Annotated in this window: 16 protein-coding genes and 1 pseudogene; 13 read left to right on the top strand and 4 right to left on the bottom strand. The window is 61.7% G+C overall.

The genetic code is table 11. The features are described from left to right. The 4 genes and pseudogenes from QRN04_RS10180 to QRN04_RS10165 all read left to right on the top strand — a co-directional run. Positions 1-222: pseudogene (locus QRN04_RS10180) on the top strand (integrase); the annotation flags it as partial. A 75-nt stretch (positions 223-297) separates the two neighbouring features. Beyond that, positions 298-1,071, top strand: coding sequence for a GAF and ANTAR domain-containing protein (locus QRN04_RS10175; protein ID WP_284975897.1), 774 nt, complete (start codon positions 298-300; stop codon positions 1,069-1,071). Positions 1,072-1,275: 204 nt separating this feature from the next. Continuing rightward, complete coding sequence (locus QRN04_RS10170) at positions 1,276-1,752, top strand: hypothetical protein (protein WP_284975896.1); 477 nt, start codon at positions 1,276-1,278, stop codon at positions 1,750-1,752. A gap of 38 nt (positions 1,753-1,790) precedes the next feature. Beyond that, positions 1,791-2,924: a glutamate--cysteine ligase 2 gene (locus tag QRN04_RS10165; RefSeq protein ID WP_284975895.1), complete on the top strand. Its 1,134-nt coding sequence runs from the start codon at positions 1,791-1,793 to the stop codon at positions 2,922-2,924. Between the two features lie 27 nt (positions 2,925-2,951). Here QRN04_RS10165 and QRN04_RS10160 read toward each other — a convergent pair whose 3' ends face one another. Continuing rightward, the gene (locus QRN04_RS10160) at positions 2,952-3,353 is read right to left on the bottom strand and encodes a VOC family protein (RefSeq protein WP_284975894.1); all 402 of its coding nucleotides are present in this window, start codon (positions 3,351-3,353) and stop codon (positions 2,952-2,954) included. A 10-nt stretch (positions 3,354-3,363) separates the two neighbouring features. After that, the gene (locus QRN04_RS10155) at positions 3,364-3,837 is read right to left on the bottom strand and encodes a helix-turn-helix transcriptional regulator (protein WP_284975893.1); all 474 of its coding nucleotides are present in this window, start codon (positions 3,835-3,837) and stop codon (positions 3,364-3,366) included. Between the two features lie 25 nt (positions 3,838-3,862). On the opposite strand from QRN04_RS10155, the gene QRN04_RS10150 reads away from it, so the two are divergent. The 3 genes from QRN04_RS10150 to QRN04_RS10140 all read left to right on the top strand — a co-directional run bounded on the left by QRN04_RS10150 (position 3,863) and on the right by QRN04_RS10140 (position 7,729). Further along, positions 3,863-4,489, top strand: a complete 627-nt coding sequence (locus QRN04_RS10150) for an alpha/beta hydrolase (protein WP_284975892.1) — start codon at positions 3,863-3,865, stop codon at positions 4,487-4,489. 126 nt (positions 4,490-4,615) lie between these two features. Continuing rightward, positions 4,616-5,341 carry an HAD family hydrolase gene (locus QRN04_RS10145; RefSeq protein WP_284975891.1) on the top strand — a complete coding sequence of 242 codons (726 nt, stop codon included), beginning with the start codon at positions 4,616-4,618 and terminating at the stop codon, positions 5,339-5,341. A gap of 30 nt (positions 5,342-5,371) precedes the next feature. Then, entirely contained in the window at positions 5,372-7,729 is a 2,358-nt protein-coding gene (locus QRN04_RS10140) for a glycoside hydrolase family 65 protein (RefSeq protein WP_284975890.1), read from the top strand. 70 nt (positions 7,730-7,799) lie between these two features. Here QRN04_RS10140 and QRN04_RS10135 read toward each other — a convergent pair whose 3' ends face one another. Continuing rightward, on the bottom strand, positions 7,800-9,458 hold the full coding sequence (locus QRN04_RS10135; protein WP_284975889.1) for a PucR family transcriptional regulator: 1,659 nt from the start codon (positions 9,456-9,458) through the stop codon (positions 7,800-7,802). Between the two features lie 149 nt (positions 9,459-9,607). On the opposite strand from QRN04_RS10135, the gene QRN04_RS10130 reads away from it, so the two are divergent. From QRN04_RS10130 to QRN04_RS10110, 5 genes are all read left to right on the top strand, one after another. Then, positions 9,608-10,906 carry an alpha-hydroxy acid oxidase gene (locus tag QRN04_RS10130; protein WP_284975888.1) on the top strand — a complete coding sequence of 433 codons (1,299 nt, stop codon included), beginning with the start codon at positions 9,608-9,610 and terminating at the stop codon, positions 10,904-10,906. Further along, on the top strand, positions 10,906-11,844 hold the full coding sequence (locus QRN04_RS10125) for an ABC transporter substrate-binding protein (protein WP_284975887.1): 939 nt from the start codon (positions 10,906-10,908) through the stop codon (positions 11,842-11,844). Before QRN04_RS10130 ends, QRN04_RS10125 begins: the two co-directional genes overlap by 1 nt. Before the next feature lie 29 nt (positions 11,845-11,873). Next, a complete protein-coding gene (locus QRN04_RS10120; protein ID WP_284975886.1) occupies positions 11,874-12,827 on the top strand; it encodes an amino acid ABC transporter permease in 954 nt (317 codons plus the stop codon). Continuing rightward, positions 12,827-13,591, top strand: coding sequence for an amino acid ABC transporter ATP-binding protein (locus QRN04_RS10115; protein WP_284975885.1), 765 nt, complete (start codon positions 12,827-12,829; stop codon positions 13,589-13,591). Before QRN04_RS10120 ends, QRN04_RS10115 begins: the two co-directional genes overlap by 1 nt. Before the next feature lie 61 nt (positions 13,592-13,652). After that, positions 13,653-14,033 (top strand): RidA family protein, encoded by a 381-nt coding sequence (locus QRN04_RS10110; RefSeq protein WP_284975884.1) that lies wholly within the window; start codon positions 13,653-13,655, stop codon positions 14,031-14,033. A 79-nt stretch (positions 14,034-14,112) separates the two neighbouring features. Here QRN04_RS10110 and QRN04_RS10105 read toward each other — a convergent pair whose 3' ends face one another. After that, positions 14,113-14,502 carry a hypothetical protein gene (locus QRN04_RS10105; protein ID WP_284975883.1) on the bottom strand — a complete coding sequence of 130 codons (390 nt, stop codon included), beginning with the start codon at positions 14,500-14,502 and terminating at the stop codon, positions 14,113-14,115. A 217-nt stretch (positions 14,503-14,719) separates the two neighbouring features. Between QRN04_RS10105 and QRN04_RS10100 the strand changes: the two genes are divergently transcribed. Then, the gene (locus QRN04_RS10100; protein WP_284975882.1) at positions 14,720-15,187 is read left to right on the top strand and encodes a DUF4383 domain-containing protein; all 468 of its coding nucleotides are present in this window, start codon (positions 14,720-14,722) and stop codon (positions 15,185-15,187) included. Positions 15,188-15,302: the final 115 nt, after the last annotated feature.

The raw sequence follows: 15,302 nt of genomic DNA, 5'->3' as shown, positions 1-15,302 counted from the left end.
CCCGAGGTCCGAAAACGGGCAGTCATCGGCATGAACGCCCAACTTAAACGGCTCAGACCCGCAGCCCTGTCCCGGCAAATCCTCGCCCTGACCGGTGAACTGGAAGCCCAGGCCAAAGCCAAAGCACCAGCAAGGGACTACAAAACCAACGCCTGGTTCAACAAGGCCCCGAAACGGGCCTTTTCACATGAGGCAACGAACCACGCTTCCCGGACCTATTGACGTGAGGCAACAGGGGATTTGCTATCGGCCGAAAAAGACTCGACACTTAGGTCCCGGCAAAAAGTAGACTAAGGCATGGACGAGATGAGCGTTGATTTTGCGGTGCCTGAAGATGTTTCCGCGTCCGATGACATTTCGGTCCCTGAACAGCTGCAGGACCTGGTCATTGACAGCGATGACGTGGGTGGCTTCCTCCATGAGCTTGCTGCATTCTCAGCGGCGGCAGTGTCCGAGGCCGTGGGCATGGATGTTCTTTGTGGCATCACGTTGAGTCGCCGTCGGCGCACCGCAACGGTGGCCGGCAGTACCCATGAGGCGCGGCTGATTGACCAAGTTCAGCAAGAGTACGGCGATGGTCCGTGCCTGGAAGCGATGCGCCACCATGCCACCGTCCACGTTCCGGATACGTCCAAGGAGGAGAGGTGGCCGGAGTACTGTGGTGTCATCGCAGAGCGGGGCCACATGGCTGCCCTCTGTGTTCCGTTGGAACTTGATGAAGGTGCCACAGCGGCGCTGAACTTCTTTGCGCCGCAAGCCAATGTGTACGACGAGCAAACCATCCGAAACTGCGAAGCTTATGCCTCCCAGGCGGAGCGTTCCCTGAGGTTGGCCGTCCGGATCGGCGTGAAGCAGCAGCACGCGGAAGACCTCAAAGAGGCCATGCAGTCCCGGACTGCCATCGACCTCGCGAGCGGCATCATCATGGGCCAGAATCGGTGTACCCAGGAGGAGGCGTTCCAGATCCTCAAGAAAGCATCGAGCACCCGCAACCTGAAGCTCCGGGATGTCGCTGAGTCTTTGATCAAGTCCGTTTCCAACCGCGCTCCAGTGGCGCACTTTGAGCCGTAACGGAGCCATGCACGGCCTCTCACTTGTGACGGCCGCCACTTTTGCACTACATTTTAGGTGGGTTAAGCAGATAGCCCTTGGAGCCTCATGACGTGGTGCCATCCTCAGATGGTCCAAGAACTGCACCTAAGCGCCGTGGTCACTATCGGCCGGCCCCCAGCGTGCATCCTTGTAGGACTCCAGCAGGAGCAAAGGAGAATGGCAATGACGCTTGGATCCGCACTTCCCGCCCCAAAGCCTGAGAGCCGCTTGAAAACCGCACGCCGCACGGCCTCCGCAACGGCTGAGACTGCTGCGCCGCCATGGTGCACGGTCTGCGACACTGACTCATACATATTTGTGGAAACGGTGGTCGAAGCCGAACCGAACCGGTCCCATGTGGTTGAAGTGAGTTACACCTGCAGCGAATGTGACACGTTTTATGCCCACGCAGTCCGTTTGGAGCAGCTAGTCCCTGAGATTCAGCGGGATTTCCTCTCCACCTCCGCCGCCGGACTGTGGTTCAGCTGCACTCATTGCGGCGAGCCCATGACTTTGGGGCGCCCGGCGGAACAGATCATCGCGGCGCCCCGCAACACTGATGATCCGGACAATCCGAGCCTTCTGGAGGTGTATCTGCAGACCCAGGTGCTCCACTGCCGTTGCGGATTCCAGATGGAGGTTCCCCGTCCCGTCGGTTGACCACCGTCTCAATTTGATCATCGTCGGGAGGGGCGGCTATGCGGACGTTCGGGGTGGAAGAGGAACTGCTGATCGCAGATCCCCTCGCGGGTACGCCGCTGGCCTTGGCCGGCAGCATGCTGGACATCGCGGCCCTGGCTGAGGCGGATCCGGACGCCGGACCTTCGCTGAAGTCAGAGTTCAAGCAGGAACAAATCGAGGTCAACTCCCGCCCGTGCAGCACGGCGGCGCAGTTGTGGACGGAAATCTGCGCCGGCCGTGCCTTGGCCGATGAGGCCGCAAGCGAGCTGGGTGCCCGGGTAGCTGCGCTGGCCACTCCCCCTGTTTTCCACGCGACGCCCACGGCGGGGAACGAACGGTATGCCACCATGGGTACCGCCTTCGGTCTGATCGCCCGGGAGCAGTTGACGTGCGGTTTCCACATTCACGTGTCCGTGGAGTCATCCGAGGAAGCCGTGGGGGTGCTGGATCGCATGCGCCACTGGCTCCCGGTACTCCTGGCGTTAAGTGCCAATTCCCCCTTTTGGATGGGCGTTGACACCGGCTTCGACAGCTACCGAACCCAGATCTGGAACCGGTGGCCCACTGCTGGACCCATGGATGTGTTCGGATCAGCCGAGGCATACCGGGCCGTGCTGACCGAACTTCTGGGCACGGGCGTCCCCATGGACGAGGGAATGATCTATTTCGATGCCCGCCTCTCCAGGGGCCAGCCCACTGTTGAGCTGCGGATCACCGACGTCTGCCTGGTTCCCGAGGATGCCCTGACCTTGGCGGTCATGGCACGCGCCTTGGTGGAAACATCGGCGGCCGCATGGCGTCGGGGGGAGCCGCCGTCGAGCACTAAGACGGCGGTGCTTCGCATGGCCAACTGGAAATCCAGCCGCTTCGGCATCAACGAGCAACTATGGCACCCCGCGGAGGAGAAACCGTTCCCGGCAGCGGATGTGGCCGGAGCGTTACTCCGGCACATCCGCCATGCCCTGGTGGAGGCCGGCGACCTGGCGCTGGCGCGCCGCGGCGTTGCCAGCATCCTCCGCCGCGGTACAGGGGAGAGGCTCCAGCGGCAGGCATACAGGCGGCGCCTGCGGCTGCCGGACGTCGTCTCCGCTGCCATTGCGTCCACCCACCATTACGGCGATCGGACTGACGCCGGCTTGCTGAGCCGCTAAGCCAACGGCACCGTACGACGGCGGCAACTAGCCTTGGTTGATACGGATCATGTTGCCGGAGGGGTCGCGGAAAGCACAGTCACGAGGACCCCACGGCTGGTCGATCGGTTCCTGGAGGACCTCGGCGCCGGAGGCGCGCAAAGACTCGAACGTGGCGTCCAGGTCATCGGAGTTGAAGACAAGCATGGGCATGACGCCCTTGGTCACCAATTCCTGGATGGCGTCGCCGTCGGCCTGCGAGCGGCCGGCGTGCGGCGGGGAAAGGACAATTTCCAGTTCGGGTTGGGCGGAACTGCCCAGCGTGACCCAACGCTGCCCGTCAGAGCCGACGTCGTTACGGACCTCAAGGCCTAGGGCGTCCCGATAGAAGGGGAGTGCCTGGTCGACGTCGTTGACTGTTACGTGTGTGTACTTCAATGAAATGTTCATGTTTCACACGCTATTGCAGCTTTGACGTGGGCGCTTCTTCAATCCTGCTCAGGTTTTCCGGCTCTTGCGCTGCTGCTCGACGACGGCCGTGCCTGTCCGGCCTGGTGTGCTGCTTCGCGATGCAACTGGGCATGGCCTTGGCCGCATGGTGCTCGCGACCCCGGTAGTCGCTGGGGGTGATGCCTACGATTTCCGTGAAGCGGGTGCTGAATGAGCCAAGGGAAGTACAGCCGACCTCCATGCATGCGTCGGTGACGCTAATCCCTGCGCGCAGGAGCGCCATGGCCCGCTCGATCCGACGCGTCATCAGGTAGTTGTAGGGAGATTCCCCGTAGGCTGCCTTGAACTGGCGCGAGAAATGCGCGGGGGACATCAGCGCGCCGGCGGCCATGGTGGGCACGTCCAGCGGCCGGGCGTATTCGCGATCAATGAAATCGCGTGCGCGACGCAGATGGGCCAGATTGGCCAGTTCCTGCGGTGTCATGGCGTCAGTCTACTAGTCTCTTTCCATGGATTCAGTGGTGTGGTCGAAGCCCGAAAGCGAGCGTCCCGGCACGCCGTTGCTGGTGATGTTGCACGGTTACGGCACCAGTGAGCAGCGGATGGCGAACCTTTTCCCGCACCTGCCGGGTGAGTTCACCTGCGCGGCGTTACGGGGCCCGAAAATTATCGGGGACGGCCACGGTTGGTTCCTGCTGGATTACTTCCTGACCAACGATTTCGCGGACGTCATCACGTCCACCAACAGGGTTTTCGACTGGATCAACTCCGCCAAAGGGGACCACAGCAGCGTGTGCCTGTTGGGCTACTCCCAAGGAATGGCCATGGCCAGCACACTGCTGCGACTGCGACCCAAGGAGTTCGCGGCCACGGTAGGATTGTCAGGGTTCGTCATGGACAATGATCTCTTGGGCCTCAGTGAATCCTTCGATACGCCGCCTCCGTTTTTCTGGGGGAGGGATAAGGCCGATCCAGTGATTAACCAAGACGCCATTGCCCACACCAAGGAGTGGCTGAACGCGAACACGGCGCTCACAGCCCGCACGTATCCCGGAATGGGACATCGCATTGAGCAAGCCGAGTTGGTGGATGTCAGCGCGTTCTTGAAGTATTACGCCCTCAACCAGCGAATCTGAACCCGCGAAGAGCCGTCTCACCAGCGCATTCTTCAGCGCCCTTGTGGAACGAAATTGTAAGCGCTTACACTTTGGGCTGTTGCCTGAAACCATCACACGCGCCTTAGGCGCGGAACGGAACCACACATGACCGATCACCGTAACGCCTGGACGGGCGCCAAGGCGTTGTTGTTCGACCTCGACGGCGTGCTCACACCCACCGCGGTTGTTCATGAGCAGGCATGGAAAGAGCTGTTCGACGGGTATTTGGCTGATGCAGGACATCCGCAGGGATACCGCGAAAGTGACTACTTCGATCACATCGATGGCAAGCCGCGTTTCGACGGCGTCCGGGACTTCCTCGCATCCCGGGCAATCACCTTGCCCGAAGGTCCGGTCAACGACCATCCGGACCATGAGACCGTGCAGGGTTTGGGCAATCGAAAGAATGCCATTTTCAGCGGGATTGTGGACTCCCGAGGCGTGGAACCGTACCCCGGATCCGTCAAGTTCATCAACGCCGCCGTCGAACTGGGGTTGAAAGTGGCTGTTGTCTCCTCATCCCGGAACGCGCCAGCGGTCCTGAGGGCCGCAGGACTGGACCACCACTTCGAGGTGGTGGTGGACGGACAGGTGGCTGCCGCCGTCGGGCTTCCCGGCAAGCCGGACCCGGCCACGTATGTTTACGGCGCGGGTCTGTTGGGCGTTCCGGTGGAGGAATGCGTAGTGGTCGAAGACGCGGTGTCCGGCGTTCAGGCCGGTGCGGCGGCTGACTTTTTCGCAGTGATCGGCGTCGACCGGGGGGCGGGCCGCCAGACACTGCTTGAGGCTGGTGCCACTTTGGTGGTCGAGGACCTCAGCGATCTTCTCTAAACCTACTTTTTTCGAAGGATCCACCCGCCCATGGCACTCATTACCTCTGATCGCATGCGTTTTCCGTGCGAGCCCTGGAAGCTCGTTGAGAGCGTCCACGTCCCCGGTGACGAAGGAACGCTTGAGACCCTGTTCGCCCTTGGCAATGGCCACCTTGGCATTCGCGGCGCCCATGCCGCGGCAGGCGACGGGGAGCTCCCGGGTACCTTCATCAACGGATTCCATGAGATTTGGGATATCAAGCACGCCGAGAACGCCTATGGGTTCGCCCGTACCGGACAGCGGATCGTGTATGTGCCGGACGCGAACAACTTCACGGTTTCGATCGACGGCGAGGTTCTCAGCCTGGCGGAATCCACAGTGGTGGACTACCGCCGGAGCGTGGACTTTTCCACAGGCGTGTACGAGGTAAGCACCACGTGGGCGTGCCGCTCGGGCGCTACCGTCACCACGGCGGAGCGCCGCGCGGTAGGGTTCGATTCCCGCGGGTGCCTCGGCCTGGAACTGTCCATCAGCGCTGACCGGGACGTGTCCGCGGACATCACCTCCGGCGTCGTGAACCGGCAGGACCAGCCCGTGGAGGACCACTCGGTCCACGATCCCCGCCGCTCCGGCCGGCACGCGGGCCGCGTGTTGCTTCCCTTGTACCTGAACGGCGTCGATGGTTCCCTGCGTCTGGCGTGGGAAACGGCGGAGTCACGCCAACGAGTGGCCATAGCCGTGGATCACTGGATCTCGGCAGAAGTGCAACCGTTTGAGACGGCGGTAGGGGAGGACGACTCATCCGTCCGTTACGTTCTGGCTATCCATGGCGGCGAACAGTTCCGTATGGAAAAGACTGTCAGCTATGTAGTGGCGGGATCATCGAGCGACGCGGAGGATGTTGGCGAGGCACTTGCCGCGGAGGCGGAAGCCAACCTCGTACCGTTGTCTGAGATCCTCGCCCAGAGCACGGCGCACTACGACGAATACTGGACCACGGCGGACGTTTCCATCGGGGGTCAGCCGGAGCTTCAGCAGGCTGTCCGCTGGGCATTATTCCAGCTCGCCCAAGCCACGGCGCGTGCCGGCGTAGCTGGCATTCCGGCCAAGGGAGTGAGCGGATCGGGGTACGAGGGTCATTATTTCTGGGACCAAGAGGTCTACCTCCTGCCCTACCTGACCTATACCAACCCCTTGGGTGCACGGAAGGTCCTCGAATCACGGCACGCGATGCTGCCCGATGCCAGGATTCGCGCCAAGGAACTCAGTGTGGACGGGGCGCTTTTCCCGTGGCGGACCATCAACGGGCTTGAGGCCAGCGCCTATTACGCTGCAGGAACCGCCCAGTTCCACATTGCCGCTGCTATTGCCTTCGCGGCCAACAGGTACCAATGGGCCAGCGGCGATGACACGTTCGGCCCTGACTTGGGCGCCGAGTTGTTGATTGAAACGGCCCGGATGTGGGCTTCGCTGGGCTTCTTCGGCAAGGACGGGATGTTCCACATCCACGGTGTCACGGGCCCCGATGAATACACCGCTGTTGTCAACGACAACCTCTACACCAACGTCATGGCGCGCTTTAATTTGCGGACCGCTGCGGCCCTGGAGAACGAGGGCATCGCCGAGACAGAGCGGATGGTGTGGCGGCAGGCCGCTGAGCGGATGACCTTGCCCTACGATCCCCATGTTGAGGTCTTCAGCCAGGACAACGATTTCATGACCTTGGAACCGTGGGACTGGAACACCCCGAAGTCCAAGTACCCGTTGCTGCTGAACTTCCACCCGCTGGTGATTTACCGGCACCAAGTCCTCAAGCAGGCCGACACGGTGCTCGCCATGTTCCTTCAATGGCAGGACTTCACCGCGGAGGAAAAGCAGCGCGCCTTCGACTTCTACGATCCCATCACCACCGGCGACTCCACGTTGTCCGCATGCGTGCAGGGCATCATGGCGGCGGAAGTGGGCTACAACGATGTGGCGTTGCAGCACTTCACAGACGCGCTCTTCATCGACCTCGACAACTCCCACGGCAACACCATCGACGGCGTCCACATCGCCTCCACAGGTGGTATCTGGAGCTCCTTGGTCTGCGGATTCGCAGGCATGCGAGACCAGGGCGACGTCCTGCGTTTCGACCCCCGCCTGCCCGCAGAATGGGAGGGGTTGTCCTTCAGCCTCAAAGTCCAGGGCCGCCTGCTGACCGTAGAGTTGGTCCCGGGTTCCATGGTGCTCAAGCTATTTTCCGACCCGGACTACAGCGCCGAACCACTCCCCGTGAATGTGCGCGACCAGCACATCACTGTTGGCGTGGACGCCGTCACCGTGCCCGTGGACGACGTACCGGTTCCACCGCCGTCGATCTTTCCCAGCGTTTTCCCGACGGCGGGACTGCCCATAGTGCGTTAGTCGGCAGCATGCGTTAGTCGGCAGCGTGCGGTAGTCGCCCGCGGTAGCGGTGCGCCGGGGTAGAGCAGTCTCATTGCGCAGCGAGGTCCGTGGTGGTGAGGCGCAACCATAGCCACAGCCGTTTTTGGGGATCATTGAGGTCAATGGTGAAGTCCTCAGCCAAGCGACCAACGCGGTAGCGGACCGTGTTGTTGTGGACATGGAGTTGCGCGGCCATGGCGGAGATGTTGCCGTTAGTGGCCAGATACGCCCTTAAGGTGTCCAGGTAGTCTGTCTGCTGCTCTGCGTCCCGGGCTTGGATCCGTGCGATTTCGTCCGCGCCGGCAAGCCCGTTGTCTTCGATGAACTTCCCTATTTTCAGGAGGTTCAAGGGAATTTGGAAGTCCTCGAACAAGGCAACCCTTGGGCCGGCAATGCCCCGGGCCCGCTGGCTGAGCAGGTGGTTCATGGTGTGCACCGCCTCTGACCTGGAGCGGGGGAGGTCCTCTACCCTCGCGGCGATCCCGCCTACGGATGCGATCAGTGGAAATGAGCTGATGGTGTGCGAATACGCTTCGATTTCCTGGATGATCCGGGCGTGGACAGCCCGCGGGGAGCTGCCCTGGCTTGGCAAGAGCGCGTAAACCACCGAGCCAAGGAGCGCACTGTGGCTGGTGCTGAATTGCACGTTACATACCGTGGTGACCAGGTGCAGCAGGCGGTGCAGGTCCCGCACGGACTCCAGGCTCCCGGTTTCCGGGCGGGCGATGGAGAAGGCAGCAACCGCCAGCCCATTGGCCGCATCCAAACCCAGCTGCGCCGCTGCAAAGGAAGCGTGGGGTGCATCATCCATGAGCGTTCGGATGAGGTCGGCGTTGCGCCTTTCCCCGAAGTCGGACGCAGAGCGGGCGTGGAGCATGTGCAGCCCGGCCAACGGTGCCATCCTGTCCAGCGCTACCAGTGAAGCTTCTCGCCGCTCTTCTCCCGGGTCGATGATCCAAATCGAGCCCAACAACTCACCGCCGGCCCGGACAGCCAGCGCGAGCCGCGCCATTCCGTCGTCGAGCGCCGGCACCATTACCGCCCCAGGGGCGGCATAAACGGCCTTGAAGTCGTTGTCGAAGGCCGGCTGGGTGGTTTCCTGCAACGTGAGGGTGGTGATTCTGCGGAGTTCGTCAATCGGCTGCCCGGGCAACGTTGAGTAGCCAAGAATGCGGCCGACCGGGTCCACGATGCTCGCTGCGCCGTTGGTGATGGAGGCGGCGGCGTTGGCGAAGGCGTACAGGTCCCCAAGCCGGACTCCAGAGACGGAATCAGCTGCAGCACCCATCACGGAGGCCCGCGCGAGGGCCACCAATCGCGTCCAGTCGGCCGCGTCGGGTGCCACCAGGACCGCCAGGCTGTGACGGACGGCGGCCGCGCGCAGTTGCTCCATCAATGCGCCGTGGGCTTTGACCACCACGGCAGCGGCGTTGCTGTTTGCGGCCCTGTGGAGGAGTTGATCGAAATCCGGGGATCCGTAACTGCATCCGACGGCGAGGATGATCCGGTCATCCACACTGGACCAGTTGTCCAGGGGGTCGTACATCAGGACATCGGAAACCGGGTGTCCGAGGTTCTCCGGCGTCGGGTTGGCGTGCACGAGGTCTGCCTGCATGAGTTGGATGCAATCGGAGAGCCTCACCACGGATTGCTGCATCCCCGGTTCGGCGGGCCGCGGCATGATCTCTGACGGTGATTCTGGCTCCATCTATGGAAGTTATCACAAGCCACAGGCGGATGTTGTAGAGGTATTCACATATAGAGTCGGGGAGATTTGGGTCACCATTGGGAAAGGCGCTGGACGACGTACCTCCAGCCGGAACAAACCGGAACACACCGGAACCCAAAGGACTCACTATGAAACTCAAAGACATCAAGGCGCTTGCCTCGGTGCAGGGCCCGGCCCGCTCGGTCGAGGAGCGCTTGTCCAGGAGCTGCTACAGCGTGGAAGACGTGCGAAAGCTTGCCGTCAAGCGCCTGCCTAAGAGCATCTTCGAATACATCGAAGGCGGCGGCGAGGACGAGGTTTCCCTCCGCCGCAACCGCTCCTCCTACAACGACTGGTCCTTCCTGCCCAAGTGGGGCTCCGTGGACAACCTCGACCTCAGCACCACCATCCTCGGCGGCCCCTCGGCCATGCCGGTGACTCTCTCGCCCACAGGCGGCACACGGCTGTTCCACCCCGATGGTGAGTCCGCCGTCGCCCGTGCTGCGCTCGCCGCGGGGGTTCCGTATGGCCTGGCCCACCTGAGCACCACCACCATGGAGGACGTCAGCGCAGCGGCGCCGGGGCTTCGCAGGTGGTTCAACCTGGAACCCACCTCGGACAAGGGGCTGCTGCAGGCCGTACTGGACCGGGTGTCCAAAGCCGGGTACGAGGCACTGATGGTGAACGTGGATTGCCGGGCCATCGGGCACCGGGAGCGCGATTACCGCAATGGATTCACCGCGCCGCCGTCCATCAAGCCCAAGACGGTTGTTGAAGGAATCCTGCACCCCTCTTGGGCCCTCGGGTTCATCGCAAACGACGCAATCGCCTTTCCAAACCTGGACGCAGAGGTGCCGGTAGGTCCGCTCGCCAGCTCGCCGGATATGTGGCGGACGCTGCTTGCGGGCTCATATGAACCCACCGACTGGGATGACATCCGGGACCTGCGTGAGCGCTGGAACGGTCCGATCGTCCTCAAGGGCGTGGTGAACCCGAACGACGCCGCGTTGGCTGCCTCCTTGGGGATCGATGCCCTCCAGGTCAGCAACCATGGCGGACGGCAGCTTGACCATATGGCCGCACCGCTGGATGTCCTCCAAGACATTGCCCATCGGACCGCGGGGCAGCTGGAGATCATTGTCGACGGCGGCATCCGCCGGGGCTCCGACGTCGTGAAGGCGCTGGCTTTGGGCGCGGATGCGTGCTCCATTGGCCGGCCATATCTCTATGGCCTTGCCGCTGCCGGGCAGGCCGGTGTTGCGCACGTCCTGAAAATGTTCCATGCCGAAATCACGCGCACCATGATGCTCCTCGGAGTGACCACCATCGAGGAACTTCGCTCTGAAGGCCGGGATTTGATCCGGCACCGCAATGACGCCTTCAAAAGCACTGAAACCCACGTAATCCCCGAGGCCCACTTGGGCCTTGCAGAAATGAGGACCCCCTGATGAACATTCCCCCATTAGCCCGGCGGGCTCGGTTCGCGTTGCCGGCAGTCGTTGCCTCCGCGGCCCTGCTTTTGTCCGCGACGGCGTGCAGCCCGGCCGGCAGCGCATCGGCGTCGAACCCCTCCACAGGCTCCGCCTCGGACACCAGCGTGCCAACGTTGGCCGTGAACCAGGCCGCCGCCGATCTTCTTCCGGCGTCGATCAAGTCTTCCAAGGTGCTGCGGGTAGCGATCCCCACCAATGAGCCGCCCACGCAGTTCTACCGCGAAGGCACGCAGGAAATGACAGGAACCAACCCGGACGTGGCGCGCCTCATCGGTGAGGCCTTGGGTGTCAAAGTGGACATCCAGGTGACCAACTTCGACTCCATCATTCCCGGCCTGGCAGCAAACCGTTATGACATGACCGTGTCCTCGATGACCCCCACCACCAAGCGCATGGAGGTCCTGGACTTTGTTGATTACATGCAGATCGGCAATGCGATTGCCGTTCCCAAGGGCAACCCGGCCGGTATCAAGGACGAGCACGCGCTGTGCGGCAAGAAAGTTGGTCTCCTGACCGGCTCCTACCAGCTGACCGTGAACGTGCCCGACTACGACAAGGAATGCACCGCGGCCGGCAAGGAAACCATCCAGCGCAACGAATTCCAGGACACCCGCCAAGCCATCTCCGCCCTGACCAGTGGCCGGCTGGACACCGTGCTGGCCGATTCGCCCATCCTCAACTTCGCGGCCACCCAGAACCAGCAGATCGAGGTGGCCGCAACGTACGAGTTCGCACCTGTAAGTGTGGGTGTGCCCAAGGAGTCCGGCTTGCTGAAATCCGTCTCCGCTGCATTGTCCGCGGTGATCAAGAGTGACGCGTACACCAAGGTTCTTACGAAATACGGCCTTGAGAAGAGCGCCATCACCGATGCCCGCGTTAACTTCGCCCAGTAATGCACGCGACCACTAAAAGGGTGACGACCATGCAAAACCAACCTCCTGTCCCTGATGCCAAGGCATTTGAGACCCAGACTCTTACCAGCCGCGCCTCGGCCGACGCGGTCGCCGAGGATTCCATCCCCGTGGTGCCCCTGAGGCACCCGGTCCGCCTGGTCCTTGCGGTGGTGCTCATTGTGGTGGCTCTCAGCGCGGCCTGGGATGTAGCCGTCAACCAGCGCTATCACTGGGACGTTGTCCTGTCCTATCTGTTCGCGCCACAGATCCTTGCCGGAGCGGGACTGACAATCGTGCTGACGGTGGTGTCCATGAGCGTAGGCATTGCCCTCGGTACGGTGCTGGCCATCATGAGGCTCTCAGCCAACCCGATCCTGAGCACCATCAGCCGCGGCTACATCTGGTTCTTCCGCGGCACACCGTTGCTGGTCCAGCTGATTTTTTGGTACAACATCGCCGCGCTTTACCCGGTGATCGCCTTCGGCCTCCCCTTCGGCGGCCCGTCCATGATCCTGGGATCCGCGAACGTCTTGATCACTCCCTTGGGGGCCGCCCTCTTGGGCCTGAGCCTGAACGAAGCTGCGTACATGGCTGAAATCATCCGTGGTGGCATCGGTTCCGTGGACAAGGGGCAGTACGACGCCGCCCGAGCCCTCGGAATGAGCGGCGGCAAGCTCATGAACAGGGTGATCCTGCCCCAAGCCATGCGGGTTGTCTTGCCGCCCACCGGGAACCAGGTCATTTCGATGCTGAAGGGAACCTCATTGGTGAGTGTCCTGGCGATCTCGGACTTGCTGTACTCGGCGCAGATCATCTACGCAAACAACTACCAGACCATTCCGCTGCTCATCGTTGCCAGCCTCTGGTACCTGCTCATGACCACCGTCCTGAGCTTCTTCCAAAACAAACTTGAACGCCGGTACGGCCGTGGCTTCGACTCCGCGCCGCGACGCAGCCGCAAGCCTAAGACAAGGACAGCATAATGACTACCGCCATGGTGGAAGCCCGGGGAGTCCGGAAGAACTTCGGTGTTATCGAAATCCTGAAAGGCATCGACCTGAGGGTGGAAAAGGGTTCGGTGACGTGCCTGATCGGACCTTCCGGATCAGGCAAGACCACCTTCCTCCGCTGTATTAACCACCTTGAGAAAGTCGACGCCGGACGCCTGTACGTCAATGAACACCTGGTTGGCTACGCCGAACGCAACGGCAAGCTGTACGAGATGAAGGAACGCCAGACGGCGCGCTCGCGGCTGAACGCCGGCATGGTGTTCCAACGCTTCAACCTCTTCCCGCATATGACGGTACTGGAGAACATCATCGAGGCTCCGGTCCATGTGCTGGGCCGCCCGCGCAAAGAGGTGGTAGTGGAGGCGCAGGCCTTACTGGACCGTGTTGGGCTGGGCGACCGTGGGAGCTCCTACCCGCAGGAGCTCTCCGGCGGGCAGCAGCAGCGCATCGCGATTGCCCGGGCACTGGCCATGAAGCCCCAGCTGATGCTCTTTGATGAGCCCACTTCTGCCTTGGACCCGGAATTGGTGGGCGAAGTGCTGGACGTCATGAAGGCGCTGGCCGAGGCCGGAATGACCATGGTGGTGGTCACGCACGAACTTGGATTCGCCCGGCAAGTGGCTGATCAGGTGATTTTCATGGATGGCGGAGTGGTGGTGGAAAGCGGTCCGCCGGAGGAAGTCCTGGACAACCCGCAGCAGGAACGCACCAAGGCCTTCCTTTCCAAAGTCCTCTGAAAACTACGCACAGAACTACTAGAACAACTAAAACTCCGTACGAAAACCCGAAAGGCAGCCAATGTCCCGTCAGCAAGTCATCACCGACCTCGCGCCCGGCCCCGCAGGCCCCTACTCACAAGCCATTGTGGCCAATGGTTTCCTTTACACCGCCGGGCAGACGCCGCACGATCCCATCACGGACGAGCGCGTAGGCATCACCATCGAAGAGCAAACCATCCAGGCCATGAAGAACTTGGGGGAGGTCCTTCGGGCTCATGGTCTCGACTTTTCCCACGTAGTGAAAGCGACAGTGCATTTGCACCATCCGGGGCGAGACTTCGACGGCTTCAACACCATCTATGAAAAGTACGTCGTTGCCCCCTACCCGGCGCGCACCACCGTTGGTTCTTTCCTTGGCGACTTCCTGGTGGAGATCGACGTCGTGGCGGCCATTCCTTAGGCCCGCGCGGGAAAGTCCCGGCCCCGCCTGATGCGTACTGCGCATTGGGCGGGGCTTTTTCATGCGCTGCCTACCGCGTTCAGGCTGCCGGCTGCGCCGAATCGGCCGGCTGCGCTGAATCAACAGGCTCCGCTTGGTCAGTTGGGCAGCTTTCGTCCGGCTGACGACGGCGGTCCAGTTCGTCGTTGATAAGTTGCAGGAGCGCTTGGGCCGGCTCGGACAAGTGATGGGTGTCCGGCGAGCCCAGCTGGTCGCAATGAATCAGGACGTGGCGTATGCGTTCAAGTTCGCGCGACGGAACCAGGGGCCAGCGATGAAATAGCTCTCGAACGGCGATGGCGCCCAGTAAAGCATCCGGTTTGTGGGCCGCTTTGTGGTGTCCTGCTGCTCTGCGTCGAGCAACGGTGGCTGCGGACGGCGTGACTCCGTGGGCCAGGAGGTTTTCCGCTTTAGGGATGCTGGGGGTCATCTGGACCTCCCGAAATAGTGCGAAGGAAGCCGACTGCGTGACTTGAAACCAGCATACATAATGTGACTTACGTCATGTCAATGATGTCGCCCGGGTTACAAGTCGGAATCAGGCCTTCCAATCGTAAGTATCCTTATGATATTTTCCGAGGAGTCGAGACCTATTATTCCGGTCCCGGCCTTTCAGGATTTCGAGCCGTTGCCCACTGAGGAGAACCATGACATCCACTAATAGCCCCGTTCGAAACCGCACCACCATCCAACGTGCAGCCCAAATCGTGGGTGCCGTATTCCTGCTCGTCGGTGTCTTGGGCTTCATTCCCGGCATCACCGCCGATTTCGGATCCATGTCCTTTGCCGGACATGATTCGGGGGCGCTGCTTCTGGGAATCTTCCAAGTTTCCATCCTGCACAACATCGTGCACCTCCTCTTCGGCATTGCCGGACTGATGATGGCAGGTACACCCGGACAATCCCGGAACTTCCTTGTGGGAGGCGGGGTCATCTACTTGGTTTTGTGGATCTACGGCTTGTTGATCAACCATGATTCGGCTGCCAACTTTGTTCCCGTGAACTCTGCGGACAATTGGTTGCATTTCCTGCTGGGTGTGGGAATGCTGGCTCTCGGGCTCATCCTTAGCCGCCGCACCACGGCTGACCGGACGGGGACCACTACCGCGCGTTGATCCGCAGGCACGCGCCCGGTAACCCCGGGCGCGTGCATTCACTTTTCTTTTACACGCGTTCGAGCTCTGCATTCGCAGCGGCGTGACTTAGTATCGTTTTGCTAGTGAAACAAGC

It is taken from the genome of Arthrobacter sp. efr-133-TYG-104 (genome assembly GCF_030208915.1).
Classification (GTDB): Bacteria; Actinomycetota; Actinomycetes; order Actinomycetales; family Micrococcaceae; genus Arthrobacter.
Note: the sequence above shows the minus strand (reverse complement) of the source record. Positions and strands in the feature narration are given on the sequence as shown.

Bases quoted from the DNA above. Each gene is read 5' to 3' on its own strand.
- QRN04_RS10175 (WP_284975897.1), top strand. From the start codon at position 298: ATGGACGAGATGAGCGTTGATTTTGCGGTGCCTGAAGATGTTTCCGCG.
- QRN04_RS10170 (WP_284975896.1), top strand. From the start codon at position 1,276: ATGACGCTTGGATCCGCACTTCCCGCCCCAAAGCCTGAGAGCCGCTTG.
- QRN04_RS10165 (WP_284975895.1), top strand. From the start codon at position 1,791: ATGCGGACGTTCGGGGTGGAAGAGGAACTGCTGATCGCAGATCCCCTC.
- QRN04_RS10160 (WP_284975894.1), bottom strand. From the start codon at position 3,353: ATGAACATTTCATTGAAGTACACACACGTAACAGTCAACGACGTCGAC.
- QRN04_RS10155 (WP_284975893.1), bottom strand. From the start codon at position 3,837: ATGACACCGCAGGAACTGGCCAATCTGGCCCATCTGCGTCGCGCACGC.
- QRN04_RS10150 (WP_284975892.1), top strand. From the start codon at position 3,863: ATGGATTCAGTGGTGTGGTCGAAGCCCGAAAGCGAGCGTCCCGGCACG.
- QRN04_RS10145 (WP_284975891.1), top strand. From the start codon at position 4,616: ATGACCGATCACCGTAACGCCTGGACGGGCGCCAAGGCGTTGTTGTTC.
- QRN04_RS10140 (WP_284975890.1), top strand. From the start codon at position 5,372: ATGGCACTCATTACCTCTGATCGCATGCGTTTTCCGTGCGAGCCCTGG.
- QRN04_RS10135 (WP_284975889.1), bottom strand. From the start codon at position 9,458: ATGGAGCCAGAATCACCGTCAGAGATCATGCCGCGGCCCGCCGAACCG.
- QRN04_RS10130 (WP_284975888.1), top strand. From the start codon at position 9,608: ATGAAACTCAAAGACATCAAGGCGCTTGCCTCGGTGCAGGGCCCGGCC.
- QRN04_RS10125 (WP_284975887.1), top strand. From the start codon at position 10,906: ATGAACATTCCCCCATTAGCCCGGCGGGCTCGGTTCGCGTTGCCGGCA.
- QRN04_RS10120 (WP_284975886.1), top strand. From the start codon at position 11,874: ATGCAAAACCAACCTCCTGTCCCTGATGCCAAGGCATTTGAGACCCAG.
- QRN04_RS10115 (WP_284975885.1), top strand. From the start codon at position 12,827: ATGACTACCGCCATGGTGGAAGCCCGGGGAGTCCGGAAGAACTTCGGT.
- QRN04_RS10110 (WP_284975884.1), top strand. From the start codon at position 13,653: ATGTCCCGTCAGCAAGTCATCACCGACCTCGCGCCCGGCCCCGCAGGC.
- QRN04_RS10105 (WP_284975883.1), bottom strand. From the start codon at position 14,502: ATGACCCCCAGCATCCCTAAAGCGGAAAACCTCCTGGCCCACGGAGTC.
- QRN04_RS10100 (WP_284975882.1), top strand. From the start codon at position 14,720: ATGACATCCACTAATAGCCCCGTTCGAAACCGCACCACCATCCAACGT.